Origin of the sequence: Paenibacillus sp. PDC88 (assembly GCF_900106725.1) — a bacterium.
GTDB classification, from domain to species: domain Bacteria; phylum Bacillota; class Bacilli; order Paenibacillales; family Paenibacillaceae; genus Paenibacillus; species Paenibacillus shunpengii.
On record NZ_FNNT01000001.1, the window covers coordinates 529,966 to 544,371 of the forward strand.

13 protein-coding genes are annotated in these 14,406 nt (G+C 43.9%); all 13 read right to left on the bottom strand.

What is annotated here, in order from left to right:
- Nucleotides 1-7: 7 nt before the first annotated feature.
- On the bottom strand, nt 8-1,591 hold the full coding sequence (fliF, locus tag BLW49_RS02320; protein WP_090722986.1) for a flagellar basal-body MS-ring/collar protein FliF: 1,584 nt from the start codon (nt 1,589-1,591) through the stop codon (nt 8-10).
- Nucleotides 1,592-1,628: 37 nt separating this feature from the next.
- Nucleotides 1,629-1,949 (bottom strand): flagellar hook-basal body complex protein FliE, encoded by a 321-nt coding sequence (gene fliE / locus BLW49_RS02325; protein ID WP_256209623.1) that lies wholly within the window; start codon nt 1,947-1,949, stop codon nt 1,629-1,631.
- Nucleotides 1,950-1,994: 45 nt separating this feature from the next.
- A complete protein-coding gene (gene flgC / locus BLW49_RS02330) occupies nt 1,995-2,444 on the bottom strand; it encodes a flagellar basal body rod protein FlgC (protein ID WP_076311151.1) in 450 nt (149 codons plus the stop codon).
- A gap of 7 nt (nt 2,445-2,451) precedes the next feature.
- Nucleotides 2,452-2,856 carry a flagellar basal body rod protein FlgB gene (flgB, locus tag BLW49_RS02335; RefSeq protein WP_076311152.1) on the bottom strand — a complete coding sequence of 135 codons (405 nt, stop codon included), beginning with the start codon at nt 2,854-2,856 and terminating at the stop codon, nt 2,452-2,454.
- Nucleotides 2,857-3,355: 499 nt separating this feature from the next.
- Nucleotides 3,356-4,750: an ATP-dependent protease ATPase subunit HslU gene (hslU, locus tag BLW49_RS02340; protein WP_177178618.1), complete on the bottom strand. Its 1,395-nt coding sequence runs from the start codon at nt 4,748-4,750 to the stop codon at nt 3,356-3,358.
- A gap of 40 nt (nt 4,751-4,790) precedes the next feature.
- Nucleotides 4,791-5,333 (bottom strand): ATP-dependent protease subunit HslV, encoded by a 543-nt coding sequence (hslV, locus tag BLW49_RS02345; protein WP_047909727.1) that lies wholly within the window; start codon nt 5,331-5,333, stop codon nt 4,791-4,793.
- 81 nt (nt 5,334-5,414) lie between these two features.
- Nucleotides 5,415-6,746: an FADH(2)-oxidizing methylenetetrahydrofolate--tRNA-(uracil(54)-C(5))-methyltransferase TrmFO gene (gene trmFO, locus BLW49_RS02350; protein ID WP_076311154.1), complete on the bottom strand. Its 1,332-nt coding sequence runs from the start codon at nt 6,744-6,746 to the stop codon at nt 5,415-5,417.
- Between the two features lie 98 nt (nt 6,747-6,844).
- On the bottom strand, nt 6,845-8,944 hold the full coding sequence (topA, locus tag BLW49_RS02355) for a type I DNA topoisomerase (RefSeq protein ID WP_090722989.1): 2,100 nt from the start codon (nt 8,942-8,944) through the stop codon (nt 6,845-6,847).
- A 73-nt stretch (nt 8,945-9,017) separates the two neighbouring features.
- Nucleotides 9,018-10,127: a DNA-processing protein DprA gene (gene dprA, locus BLW49_RS02360; protein WP_090722991.1), complete on the bottom strand. Its 1,110-nt coding sequence runs from the start codon at nt 10,125-10,127 to the stop codon at nt 9,018-9,020.
- Between the two features lie 166 nt (nt 10,128-10,293).
- Nucleotides 10,294-11,223: a succinate--CoA ligase subunit alpha gene (sucD, locus tag BLW49_RS02365; protein ID WP_076311157.1), complete on the bottom strand. Its 930-nt coding sequence runs from the start codon at nt 11,221-11,223 to the stop codon at nt 10,294-10,296.
- A gap of 61 nt (nt 11,224-11,284) precedes the next feature.
- Nucleotides 11,285-12,445, bottom strand: coding sequence for an ADP-forming succinate--CoA ligase subunit beta (sucC, locus tag BLW49_RS02370; protein WP_076311158.1), 1,161 nt, complete (start codon nt 12,443-12,445; stop codon nt 11,285-11,287).
- Nucleotides 12,446-12,713: 268 nt separating this feature from the next.
- Entirely contained in the window at nt 12,714-13,172 is a 459-nt protein-coding gene (locus tag BLW49_RS02375; RefSeq protein ID WP_076311159.1) for a MarR family winged helix-turn-helix transcriptional regulator, read from the bottom strand.
- A gap of 746 nt (nt 13,173-13,918) precedes the next feature.
- A complete protein-coding gene (locus BLW49_RS02380) occupies nt 13,919-14,347 on the bottom strand; it encodes a YxiG family protein (protein ID WP_076311160.1) in 429 nt (142 codons plus the stop codon).
- Nucleotides 14,348-14,406: the final 59 nt, after the last annotated feature.

Sequence of the window (14,406 nt, forward strand, 5' to 3'; positions counted from 1 at the left end):
TTCACCTCTATTCATCAGCTAGCCATGTACGAAGCAGGTTAACAAATTCATCTGGTTTCTTCTTGGCGAGTGTTTCCAGCTGTTTGCGCACTTGGCTTTCATTCGTGACTGTTTCCAAATTAATGGACGGGAACTCTGTAGGAACCTGGAGCGGAATATCTTCTTCGAACTCTTCTTCCTTGTTGCGCCGTCTTCTGTATATTAAATATCCACCGCCTGCGAGCAGTAATGCGGCTGCAGCAGCCAGCCCCCAGATCATGCCTGAAGACAGTTGAATGCCCGTCTCCTCAGCAGTTTCTGCTTGTGCCGGTCTTTCGGTCACAGAAACTCTATTACTTAAATAGTCATCTTCATAAGTAACACCGGAGTTTGTTAGAGAAGTTCTAACAATGTTCTGAAGCACCTCATCTATGTTTCTGGCCGTAGGAGATGGAACCCCTTCCGAACTTGTTTCACCAGGAGGTGTTTCAATGGCTACATTAATGGTTAAATCTTTAACAACGTATGGACTCTGTACGATTTCTTTAGCAATGCGGTTCACTTCGTAATTGATGACAGAAGAGCTTTCTTCACCACTTGTGGTGGAAGCATCGGCTGCCGGGTAATTGACGACATCTTCTTCTCCAGTGCCAGCAACTCCGCCATCAGCAGAACCTCCGCCAGTATAACTGCTTTGAATATCCTGGACGCTGATTTCGATCCCCCTCATATTTTCTTCATCTACAGGAGTAACGAGATTTTGCGTTTCATTGACCTTGTCAAAGTTCAGATTAGATGTTACAAGCACGTCAACATTACTGCTGCCTGTAATACCCGTCAAAAACTCTCTGACTGTTTTCTCAATGTCCTCTTCATATTGCTTCTGAAGCTGCATGTTCTCCTGCACTTCACCGAGAACACTTCCACCACCGCGCTCCGTAGGTACGAGCTCCTCGCCTTGATCTGTTGAAATCGTAATATTCTCAATTGGCAGATGTGGAACAGCTGTTTTCAGCAAATTGAAATATCCGTCAACGGCCGCCTGCGAAGGCTGATACCCTGGTTGAAATTTAAGCACCGCAGATGCGGAAGCACTATCTTGAGCTGATGATGCAAACAAGCTTTCTTTTGGAAGATTAACTAGGACTTTAGCCTCAGATATCCCCTGCATACCTAATAGCATCTGCTCTATTTCACCATTAAAAGCATTGGCATACTTTACTTGGAATTCTTTGTCCGTCATACCCATTGCTGACGAGCCCTGCTCAAAGATGTCATATCCGATCGATCCATTCTGAATCAAACCTTGGGAGCCGACATCGACTTTTACACGAGCCGCTTGGGTACTTGGTATGGAAATTTCAGAGCCATCTGCGTTCAATTGAAACGGAATATTACCTGATTCCAAATAGCTGATTACTCCAGCAGAATCTCCTGCATCCAGCCCCGTAAACGCAACCTCATATTCCGTCTTGGAGAACTGTATCGTTAGAACCACAATCGCAATGATCAGGAATAAGACGGTCGAAATTAACATTACTTTTTGTTTTTTCGTAAATTTGTTCCAATACGCGGAAACCTTGTCCTTATATTGGGCAATTCTTTCGTTCACTGTGTCACCTCATCCGAAACTTTGCTATAAACATAAACTACATTTGGATCCGCATGATTTCCTGGTAGGCCTCGATTACCTTGTTTCGAACTTGGGTTGTCAGTTGCAGACTTAGGAGAGCCTGCTGTGATGCGACCATAACCTGATCAACATTTACGTTGCCAAGTACAAACTCGGTTGACATTTCGCTCGCATGTTTTTCTTGATCTGCCACTTGAGTGATTGCATCTTCAAGGTAGGAAGAGAATTGATTGATGGTTTCTGTTGGGGTCGAATTGCCCTGTGTCATGTTAACCTTAGGGGTTTGGATAGCTGAAGCTTTAAACATCGTATTTTCGATCACGATTTTCCCTCCCATTATCTTCACGATTATGTATTCACATCATTTTTCTCTAGCTTATTTCTAACGTCCGATCTCCAGTGCTTTCATCACCATGGCTTTGGAAGCATTAAGGGCAGTAACGTTTGCTTCATAGGATCTTGATGCACCTATTAAATCTACCATTTCTTTTGTTGTATCCACGTTAGGCATGTACACATACCCTTCTGCATTTGCATCCGGATGTGTCGGATTGTATACCGGCTTCAGTGGTGCCGTGTCCTCTTCAATCGCCGCGACTTTAACTCCCTGACCCACATTTCCGCCTTGCATCTCATTGTCTAGCATCTGCTTGAAGCTGGGCTGATTGGACTCGAGTACAACCATTTTTCGCTTGTATGGAACGGCTTCACCATTCTCGATCTTTGCTCTTGTCGTTTCACTGTTCGCTATATTCGAAGAAATCACATCCATGCGAAGCCGCTGAGCAGTTAATGCAGAAGCACTGATATCAAAGCTCTTACTGATGTTCACTTATGATCTATCTCCCTTCGGTTGCAGTGCGCATAATCTTGATATGTTCATTCACCAATTGAATATAAGAGTTATACCGCAGCTGATTTTCCGCCAAAAGACTCATTTCCTTATCTACGTCAACATTGTTGTCATTATTGCTCATAGCTGTACTGTTATCGGTGGTTGTGACAGCTGCTGGAATGAAAGAACTAGGACCAATGGGTATGTGTCTCTCATTCGTACGTCTTCCAGTTAAAGTCGGTGTTCCTTGCATTTCCTGTGCAAGCAGCTGCTCGAAGTGAACCTCTGAACGTTTGAAATAAGGAGTGTCACTATTCGCTATATTATTAGTAATCGCAAGTTGTCTGACGTTAGCTGCATCAATTCCTGCTTGCAATGTTCGAAAGCTTACATCATTCAGAAGATTAATCCTCGTCCTCTCCTTCCAGAATATTTAAACTATTACCATTTGAAAAATGAGACCTAGTTCAAATAATTTCGACAAATAAATCTGAACTTTACTCTTTTCCTAGGTCTTTAGTAGAAATAATAAGTTATTTGTCGTATATTCTAAGTTTCTTAGAGTTGGGCATTTATTACAATAAGAAAAAAGCCCTATCTTTTGCCAAAAACAAGGACTTAATATGTATAATTTTCAAAATATGTACATTCTCATGAAAATATAGTCCCATTCTTAGCTGTATATTTTCATAAAAAATTCTTAATTTCAGATAGGTCGATCTTAAGATTTCACTAAAAACGATATGATACTTTAGGAGGAAAAAGCGCGACAAACCGCATTTATTGTCATATTTGACTTGGAGACTGGTTGGATTTTTACCACAAAACAAGTATAGAATTGCACTAAGATGAAAATGCGCACACAAAAAGACTCTTTACAGAGAAATTCTCTATAAAGAGTCTTAATTCTACAAAATATACTGACTTAGATCACGGTCTTTCGCAATTCCACCGAGCTTCTCTCTTACATATTCCGGTGTAATTGTCATCTTCTCTAAGGTGAGTTCCGGCGCTTCAAAGGACAGATCCTCAAGCAGCTTCTCCAAGATCGTATGTAGACGACGAGCACCAATATTCTCCGTATTCAGGTTGACGGATTCTGCGATGTTCGCAATCTCCCGAATAGCTTCTGGAGAGAATTCAATCTCGATGTCCTCGGTTTTCAGCAGATCAACATATTGTTTGGTCAGCGCATTTTTCGGTTCTGTCAAGATAGATACAAAATCATCCAGAGATAGACTGCTGAGTTCTACCCGAATAGGAAAGCGTCCTTGGAGCTCCGGAATGAGATCTGACGGCTTCGACACATGAAAAGCACCTGCAGCTATAAACAGGATGTAATCCGTCTTTACAGGCCCGTATTTGGTCATTACAGTCGATCCTTCAACGATAGGAAGAATATCCCTCTGAACGCCCTCACGGGACACATCTGGCCCTGATCCTTGTCCACGACTTGCTACCTTATCGATCTCATCTATAAAAATGATACCGGACTGCTCCGCACGCCGAATCGATTCCTGTGTCACATCATCCATATCGATAAGCTTGCTCGCTTCCTCCTGAATAAGGACTTTACGTGCTTCCTTGATGGGCAGCTTGCGTTTCTTAGTACGTTTCGGGAGGAAGTTACCAAACATCTCTTGCATATTCATGCCCATTTGGTCATTTCCTTGACCGGCAAACATATCAAACATGTTAGGTGCATTATCCTCAACATCAATCTCGATCGTATCATTCTCAAGCTGGCCGGCCAGCAGTTCAAATTTCACTTTACGTCTGCGTTCATGGATAGAGGCATCTTGTGCCGGATCTTCCTCTTGCTGTGTCTGCTGATGATTGCCAAACAGCATTTCAAAAGGATTTTTTTGATTTTTTGATTTGTTAGCCGACGGGACAAGGATTTGCACAATACGCTCATTCGCATTTTCCTCAGCCTTGTCTTTGACCTTTTCCGTCTTCTCCAATTTGACAATCCGGATCGAAGTTTCAATCAAGTCTCGAACCATCGATTCGACGTCACGTCCGACATAACCTACCTCGGTGAATTTAGTAGCTTCTACTTTTACAAATGGAGCACCGACCAGCTTGGCGAGCCGTCTAGCGATTTCCGTCTTACCTACCCCTGTAGGTCCAATCATCAGTATATTCTTTGGCACAATTTCATCCTGGGCATCTTCCGGCAGCCTGCTTCGACGATATCTGTTACGGAGGGCAACAGCGACGGACTTCTTGGCCTGCTTCTGACCAACGATGTACTTATCCAGCTCAGCGACAATTTGTCTGGGAGTAAAAGCTTCGTTCATTATTTACATACCTCCTTTTATTCCTGTTCCTATTCAGAGTTTACAGTTCTTCAACGATAATATTACTGTTCGTAAACACGCAAATCTCGGAAGCTACAACCAAAGCCTCACGAGCCATATCCTTTGCTTCAAGCTCACCCGGATGCCGCTTCAGAGCTCTTGCAGCTGCAAGAGCATAGTTGCCGCCTGACCCGATGGCTAGAATGTCATCATCCGGTTCAATAATCTCCCCGCCTCCAGATATAAGCAGCATGCCCGTTTTGTCCATTACGATCATTAACGCCTCCAGCTTGCGCAGCACACGATCCTGACGCCAATCCTTGGCGAGTTCCACCGCAGCTCTTTGCAGATTGCCATGATGCTCCTCAAGCTTGCCTTCAAATTTCTCAAACAGAGTGATGGCATCAGCTACAGAACCAGCAAAGCCTGCAACAACCTGTCCGCGGTACAATCTCCGGACCTTCTTCGCTGTATTTTTCATTACCACACTCTGACCCATTGTAACCTGTCCATCTCCCGCGATGGCCGCCTTGCCATGATGACGCACCGCACAGATCGTCGTCGCATGAAATGTAGTTTCCATAATTGCTACCTCCCTTGATTCGTATATGGTAAAAACCCGGCACGTCGCTGAGAGACTTACCGGGCTTTCCTCAAGATGTCGCTATTGCACTGTGGAGAGACCTTGCTCTTGCTTGAAACGTCTTATGCTGTCTAACGCACGATTCGCCAGTGCCTCATTCTTTTCCTTCTTGTTCCGAATTTTCTGTTCCAGCTTCGGTAATAGTCCAAAGTTCGCATTCATCGGCTGGAAGTGTTTGAAATCAGCTGTCGTAATGTAGTTCGCCATACTTCCAAGCGTACTGTCTACGGGCAGCGTCGTCAGATCTTTGCCTAGTGCCAGATTCGCAGCATTCATACCCGCAATCAGTCCTGAAGCTGCAGATTCCACATAACCTTCTACACCTGTCATCTGACCAGCAAAGAACAGATTGCTCCGATTCTTGAACTGATACGTAGGCTCAAGCAATTTTGGAGAGTTGATAAAGGTATTACGATGCATGACCCCATAACGCACAAATTCTGCATTCTCAAGACCTGGAATCATACCGAACACACGCTTCTGCTCTCCCCATTTCAGATGCGTTTGGAAGCCTACCAGATTATACAGCGTTCCTGCCGCGTTGTCCTGGCGCAGCTGGACAACGGCATAAGGGAGCTCTCCCGTATGCGGATTAACTAGACCCACAGGCTTCATCGGTCCGAATAACGCTGTCTGTTTACCGCGTTTCATCATAACCTCAATCGGCATGCAGCCTTCAAAATAAATCTCTTTCTCAAACTCTTTAAGCTCAGCAACCTCAGCGGCGATCAGAGCATCGTAGAAACGATCAAACTCTTCTTCATTCATTGGGCAATTGAGGTAAGCCGCTTCTCCCTTGTCATAACGGGATGCTAAATACACTTTGTTCATATCAATGGATTCTTTCTCTACAATCGGTGCGGCCGCATCGTAGAAATAGAAGTATTCTTCACCCATCAGATCTTTAATCTGTGTGGACAATGCAGGGGAAGTCAGAGGACCTGTCGCAATAACGACAATGCCATCCGTTGGAATCTCCTGGATCTCCTCATTCACCACTGTAATCAGCGGATGCTCATGCAGTGTATTCGTGATTTCACCAGAAAATCCATCCCGGTCAACAGCCAGTGCACCACCAGCAGGGACAGCGTTCCGATCGGCGGAGCCAATTACCAGTGAATCCAACATACGCATTTCTTCTTTTAATACACCTACAGCATTCGTCAGTCCATTCGCTCTTAGTGAATTACTGCACACCAGCTCAGCAAATTTATTCGTGTGATGGGCAGGCGTCTTTACGACCGGTCTCATTTCATACAGCTTTACCGGTACCCCTCGTTTAGCAATCTGCCAAGCAGCTTCACTTCCTGCCAGTCCTGCACCAATTACCGTTACTTGTTGTTTCTCGTTCATATTTACCCCCTCGCTGCATGTATCCAGGACTCTATATCAGAGTATTGGATACAGAAAGCTGCAGCCCGTACCACCGGTTAATCCATAATTTTTATGTTTTAAATTTCGACCGCTTCGTCCGCTTCCTCGACCGGTTCTGTATGATCGCAGGAAGTACACTGCAGTCTTGTGCCTTGCTTGTTTCTCTTCTCTACCATCAACGAATCGCATTTAGGACAAGGTTTTGGTGAAGGCTTATCCCACGAGACAAAATCACATTCAGGATATCGGTCACAGCCGTAGAAGATCCGGCCCTTTTTACTGCGGCGCTCGACGACCTGTCCTTCTTTACACGTCGGGCAGGTTACTCCGATATTTTTAATAATCGGCTTGGTATTGCGGCAATCCGGGAAGCCAGAGCATGCCAGGAACTTACCAAATCGGCCAAATTTATATACCATCGGTTTGCCGCATTTCTCACAGATCTCATCGGATACCTCATCCTGGATTTCGATCTCACTCATTTCTTCTTCTGCTACATGCAATCTCTTCTCAAAGGATTTATAGAACTCAGCCAATATTTTAACCCAGTCCTCAGATCCTTCTTCAACATGGTCCAAATCCTCTTCCATATGAGCGGTAAACTCCACATCGACAATTTCAGGGAAAAATTGCTCCATCTGCTCGTTAATCAGCTCACCAAGCTCTGTCGGAATAAATTTCTTGTCTTCAATTGCGACATAACCACGTTTCTGAATCGTCTCCAGCGTTGGAGCATACGTACTCGGTCTTCCGATGCCCAGTTCTTCCATCGTCTTGACGAGTCTTGCTTCTGTATATCGAGGCGGCGGCTGTGTAAAGTGCTGCTTCGGCTCAATTTCTTTATGAATAAGCTTATCCCCGCTCTTTAGTGGAGGCAGCAGCTTCTCTTCGTCCGTGGTGCCATCGTCGTTGCCCTCAACATAGACCTTCATGAAACCATGGAAGCGAACCTTGGAGCCTGTGGCACGAAAAGAAGCCTCTCCTGCTGCAATATCAACAGACAGGGTATCAAGAATAGCTGAAGCCATCTGACTCGCCACATATCGTTCCCAAATCAGCTTGTATAGACGGAATTGATCACGACTTGTAAATGCTTTCACTGAATCCGGATCTCTCAATACAGAGGTTGGGCGAATCGCCTCATGCGCTTCCTGCGCATTTGCATTTTTCTTGGAATATTGTCGGAATGTTTCCGGAACGAAGGATTCGCCGTACTTACCTGTGATATATTCCTTGGCTTCCTCTTGAGCAGACTGTGCGATACGTGTGGAGTCTGTTCTCATATAAGTGATCAAACCAACCGTGCCTTCCTTGCCAAGCTCAACCCCTTCATATAGCTGCTGAGCTACTGACATCGTCTTTGCTGCACGGAAATTCAATTTACGAGCCGCTTCCTGCTGTAAAGAACTAGTTGTAAAAGGAGCCGAAGGATTACGCGTGCGCTCTTTCTCTTTGACCTCTGTTACGACATAATCCTTATCTTCTATTTCTTTAAGTATTTCTTTCACTTGCTCTTCATTACTGAGCTCCGTCTTCTCACCACGAAGCTGATGGAACTTTGCCTCAAACGGACTTCCGTCAGCTTCCAGTCTCGCCGTAATGCTCCAATATTCTTCCGGAACAAATTCGTTAATTTCGTCCTCACGATCTAGAATAATTTTGACAGCTACAGACTGAACTCGACCGGCAGATAGACCCTTCTTCACCTTTTTCCATAAAAGTGGACTGATCTTGTAGCCTACAAGCCGGTCCAAAATACGTCTTGCCTGCTGTGCATTGACAAGATCCATATTAATCTTGCGAGGCGTCTTGAAGGCATCCTTGACTGCTTGCTTCGTTATTTCATTAAATACAACCCGGCAGCTCTCGGTTTGGTCAAGATCCAGAGCATGAGCCAAATGCCAAGCGATTGCTTCTCCCTCACGATCGGGGTCAGCTGCCAGATATACTTTTTTCACTTTTTTAGATGCGTCCTTAAGTTCTTTCAGCACAGAACCTTTTCCGCGGATTGTAATATATTTAGGATTAAAATCATTCTCCACTTCTACGCCGGTCTGACTCTTCGGCAAATCGCGGACATGGCCCATCGACGCTTTGACAATATACTTGCTGCCCAAATACTTACCAATTGTCTTTGCTTTCGACGGGGATTCCACGATGACAAGTGAATCCGCCATAGGTTCATCCTCCTCTCACAATATAGCCCTACATGTCACCTATGGCGGATGTAATTTATAACGCCACAGGAATCTATATTAACTTATATATAGCACCAGGTAATTGCATGATTTGCTTTTTTATGATTAAAGATAACAGAACTGAATGCAAATGTCCAAAATCGAATGAGAGTTTGCCCACCAGTTCATCCAAAGTCAGTGGACCTGCCTCCAGCAAATCATATATCATTTGTTCCTCGGAACTCAAGCTTGGCATCATCTTCAGATCTGATTCGCTTCCCGTAGCAGCGTTCCTCTCCTGGGTTCTCGGCTTAATTAAATGTGCGTATTCTTCATTAATATCCTCTGCGCAAGTAACCAGCTTGGCGCCTTGTTTGATCAGATTTAGTGTTCCCTGGCTCTTGGGTGAAGTAATCATACCCGGCACAGCAAACACATCTCTTCCCGCCTCAAGTGCAGCATCTGCTGTAATTAAGGAGCCGCTCCGAATATCCGCTTCTACAACCAGCGTTCCATAGGTAAGTCCGGCAATAATTCGATTTCTTTGTGGAAAGAGCCCGGGACGAGGCTGCATATGGAGCGGATACTCGCTGACCAGCAAGCCTTGTTTCTCTATGTGATTCGCGAGGGTATGATTCTCCGTCGGATAGATATGGGAGAAGCCTCCCCCTAATACAGCAATGGTCGTTCCTCCTGCCTTCAGGGCTGCTTCATGGCAGATACTGTCTATGCCTCGGGCAAGACCACTAACAATCGTGTAGCCTGCATTAGAGAGCTCTGAAGCTAGAATCTCCCCTACCTTTTTGCCATAGCCTGAGGGCACTCGGGTTCCTACCATGGCAATCGAAGGATGATGCAGCAAGCTCACATCTCCTTTTAGATATAGTACAAGAGGAGGGTCTGGCGTTTCCTTCATGAAAACAGGATAATCCTCATCAAGATAAGTTACAAATTGGGTACGCCCCTTCGATAAGGCATGAAGTCTCTCCTCAATCCATGCTTCGGAGAAGCGCTCGGTTATTTTGAGCGCCTGGTCTTTCTTCATTCCAGTCTGAATCCAGTCCTGAGTTTCGTATTTTAGCATGTCCGTATGTAAATTTCCACTTGAGAGCAGCTTATTTATCGTCTTTCTTCCAATCCCATCAATTTCATGCAACCCAAGTAATAAATATCTAGATTCCAATAGACTAAACCTCCCTGATCATTAAACGAATGAGTAAATCTGTTATAAAAAGACAAAAAGCAACCCTTCTGTCGTCATTCGACAAAAAGGTTGCTTACCTAGATTCTGCAATATGCCCTCTTCCACTATTACAGCTATTATAATAGAAGGAAAATTATTTTAACAATTAGTGAGTCATGCAGAGATTAAGAATACCTCGCTCTTCCAATACGCTAACCAGCGTAGAGCCCATCTCCGAAGGTGTAGGAGCGACGCGGATTCCGCAGGCTTCAAGTGTTTCGATTTTTTCCTTCGCTGTCCCTTTACCACCCGAGATAATCGCTCCTGCATGTCCCATCCGTTTCCCTGGAGGTGCCGTCACACCGCCGATGAAGCCCACTACAGGTTTTGTCATATTATCACGAATCCACTCTGCCGCTTCTTCCTCAGCCGTACCGCCAATCTCACCAATCATGATAACGGCATGTGTATCCGGGTCCTCATTGAAACGGGAGAGAATGTCAATAAATTCAGAACCTTTGACAGGATCTCCACCGATACCAACCGCGGAGGATTGACCGATACCACGTGTAGTCAGCTGATGAACCGCCTCATAAGTTAATGTACCACTGCGGGATACAACGCCAACATGACCCGGCATATGAATGTATCCAGGCATGATACCAATCTTACACTCTCCCGGTGTAATGACACCTGGACAGTTAGGCCCGATCAGGACCGTGTTCTTGCCCTCCATGTAACGGGAGACCTTAACCATGTCAAGTACCGGAATACCCTCTGTAATACAAATGACAAGATCTAATTCAGCATCAACAGCTTCCATAATGGAATCTGCTGCAAAAGCCGGGGGAACATAAATAACACTTGCTGTAGCTCCGGTCGCTTCCTTAGCTTCTACCACGGTATTATAAACAGGCAGGCTGACGACATTGCCATTCTCAAGTGTAATGTCAACGTTCGTACCACCCTTGCCAGGAGTTACGCCGCCTACCATCTGAGTGCCGTAATCCAGCGCACCCTTAGCATGGAATTTGGCTGTGGCTCCTGTGATTCCTTGTGTAATCACTTTTGTATCTTTATTTACCAAAATACTCACGATCGTTCACATCCCCTACGGTTATTTTTCAAATATTCGGGCAGCCCCGAAAAGGAATGAATTATTTAACGAGGGCAACGATTTTTTGTGCACCGTCTGCCATCGAATCCGCTGCTACGATGTTAAGACCGGATTCGGATAATATTTTCTTGCCGAGCTCAACGTTTGTTCCTTCAAGTCTTACGACAAGAGGTTTGGTTAAACCAAGCTGTCTCGCTGCTTCAACAACCCCATCCGCAATGACATCACAACGCATGATGCCGCCAAAGATGTTGACGAAGATACCTTCTACCTTAGCATCAGACAGAATGATCTTGAATGCTTCAGTTACTTTCTCGGTTGTAGCACCGCCCCCAACGTCAAGGAAGTTGGCCGGGTCGCCGCCGTAATACTTGATGATATCCATCGTTGCCATCGCAAGACCTGCACCGTTAACCATACAGCCGATGTTACCATCAAGCGCTATGTAGCTCAGGTCAAACTTCGATGCTTCGATCTCTTTCTCATCTTCTTCGTCTAGGTCACGCAAAGCTTGAATGTCCTTGTGACGATATAATGCATTGGAATCAAAATTGAGCTTCGCATCGAGCGCCATTACGTTGCCATCGCCTGTAACAACGAGCGGATTGATCTCGGCAATAGAGCAGTCTTTGTCAACGAATGCTTCATACAGCGCGAGCATGAACTTCACCGCTTTATTGACCAGTTCACCTGGAATGTTAATTGCATAAGCAAGTCTCCGCGCCTGGAATACCTGGAAGCCAACCGCAGGATCAATAACTTCTTTGAAAATCTTCTCTGGTGTTGCTGCCGCTACCTCTTCGATTTCGGTACCGCCTTCTTCAGAAGCCATCATGACAACTCGTCCGGTTCCGCGGTCTACGACAACACCTACGTAATACTCCTTGCGAATATCGCATCCTTCTTCGATAAGAAGACGTTTTACTTCTTTACCTTCTGGACCCGTTTGATGAGTGACCAGCACTTTACCGAGAATTTCGGAAGCATATGCGCGTACTTCATCTGAATTTTTGGCTACTTTTACGCCGCCTGCTTTACCGCGTCCACCTGCGTGAATTTGCGCTTTTACTACAGTCACCTGGCTTCCCAGAGACTCTGCGGCCTCTACCGCTTCCTCTACCGTGTAAGCTACTTTCCCGTTCGGAACGGTAACTCCGTACTGTTTCAGCACTTCTTTTCCTTGATATTCATGGATATTCATTCTCGAATCCTCCTATCAACATGACTGCAACAAGGCGGGTTAAATGACATGTTTCCTTATAAACCCACATCATTGTAACATGTTTTTAAAACGCTTACCTTAAAAATTCATCTCCGAACGAGTGTATTTTGATATCGGTATCATTCCAAATATCGAATACTTGGCAATAAATGTAAATAAAAAAACCTTCATGATTAAAAGATCCTTTTAACCAGAAGGCAATTATTATAAACGACTATATTCAGTTTGCCTGTTTATCCATGCACAGCTACTGCTGTTTGCTCTCCACGTTTGCATCATGCACTTTGGCTAACAGACCTTTAAATTGATTCAGCATTACGGTAAACTGCTCATCATCCTCGCTCGTTCCTGAACGCATCGCAAGTGGAATATGCAGCGCTTCATCATGAAGCTTCGCACCTTCCTCCGTCAATGTAATCATAACCTTTCGCTCGTCATTAGCCGAACGTTCCCTATTGATAAGACCCGCAGACTGCATTCGCTTCAGCAGCGGAGTCAGCGTGCCTGAGTCCAGGTACAGCTTCTCTCCGATATCCTTAACCGTGCATTCCTTATGCTCCCATAGCACCATGAGCACCAGATACTGCGAGTAAGTCACGCCAAGCTTGTCGAGAAAGGGCTGATACAGCTTAGTAATCTCTCTAGAGCATGCATATATAGCAAAGCAAAGCTGGTTCTCCAGCTTCAATTCTTCATGAATCGACATAGTACCTCCACCCGCCAATCAGATTATGTTCTAAACAAGTTGTCTTCAATGCTCCTTTAGCAGGATAATTCACATTTTCTTCTTATTTTAGCACAGCAATCATAAAAATCTACATTTAATTTATAAAAATTATTTACAAATTTATTTTATCATGATAAATTTAATTGTACACAATATATATTTACGGCATTCATATATTATCTTCACTGTGTTCTTATGACTCGTTATTCATCCGTATATACAATTCTCTTGCAGCCTACAGGTTATTCGTTAGTAATATCAAGTTTGGTATTTTGTAGTGATGTTTCCATTACCCTATAAATTGTTGTATGCTGCTGAGAATTTTTATATAGATTATATAGATGAAGTTTCTTGGACAACCAGAATGACATGAAAAATGAGGAAGCACCTCTTCGCGCCGATACTCTCAAGAACATGTAACGAGAGCAGTGTAGAATAGGTGCTTTCCTATTGATATTCAAGAAGAAGAAACAGACACTGGAACGAATATAAAGAATAACCGGGGCTTTAAAAGATTCCTGCTTCGAGGCTTAGCAAAAGTAAGTCTTGAGGTCGGATGGCTTTCTCCTGCTCACAATCTGCTTAAGAAAACAGCCATAGACGCCAAAAACCAAGGAGCTAAGCGAAAACAAACTACTTAGCTCCTTGGCTTTTTACGAATACCATCCTATTTGTTTGGTGAGGGTGTTCCAACGGTTACTTTTAGGACACCCTCTTAAAATGTATTATTTCATATTTGGCAAATTAAATTGAACACCGTCAATTATTAAGGTATTCGATTCAATAAATAGCATGGAACTCCATATTTCTATTGCAAAGTTAGCAGATGAATAGTATTCTGTAACCCAACTTTCTGAAGAAGAGTTGACTGATAATTTACCGATTCCATTTTCATAATAGTCAATTGATGTTAATTCTAAATATGATGAATTATCATGGTCATTGTCTTCATTAAAATAATTTAACCTTTCAGATCCATTATTTCTAACAAAGTAATGTGCAGATACTTTTTCAAATTTCAGTGAATGGTTATTAACTTCACCGTTTTCAACCACATCTAAATTAATTTGAATCGAGTTGCTAAGAAGATCAAAATCAATCTCTTTAATAACTCCACCCCATACCACATTTAATTTAGATATTATTTCTCGCATTTTATCACTTCCCTAAGTATTTATTTAGTATTTTACTTATTTGGCTATAATAATTATCA

What these genes read in the sequence shown, in the direction of transcription:
- fliE (WP_256209623.1), bottom strand. Translation starts at nt 1,949, where the DNA reads ATGGGAGGGAAAATCGTGATCGAAAATACGATGTTTAAAGCTTCAGCT.
- hslU (WP_177178618.1), bottom strand. Translation starts at nt 4,750, where the DNA reads ATGAACGAAGCTTTTACTCCCAGACAAATTGTCGCTGAGCTGGATAAG.
- hslV (WP_047909727.1), bottom strand. Translation starts at nt 5,333, where the DNA reads ATGGAAACTACATTTCATGCGACGACGATCTGTGCGGTGCGTCATCAT.
- trmFO (WP_076311154.1), bottom strand. Translation starts at nt 6,746, where the DNA reads ATGAACGAGAAACAACAAGTAACGGTAATTGGTGCAGGACTGGCAGGA.
- topA (WP_090722989.1), bottom strand. Translation starts at nt 8,944, where the DNA reads ATGGCGGATTCACTTGTCATCGTGGAATCCCCGTCGAAAGCAAAGACA.
- sucC (WP_076311158.1), bottom strand. Translation starts at nt 12,445, where the DNA reads ATGAATATCCATGAATATCAAGGAAAAGAAGTGCTGAAACAGTACGGA.
- BLW49_RS02375 (WP_076311159.1), bottom strand. Translation starts at nt 13,172, where the DNA reads ATGTCGATTCATGAAGAATTGAAGCTGGAGAACCAGCTTTGCTTTGCT.
- BLW49_RS02380 (WP_076311160.1), bottom strand. Translation starts at nt 14,347, where the DNA reads ATGCGAGAAATAATATCTAAATTAAATGTGGTATGGGGTGGAGTTATT.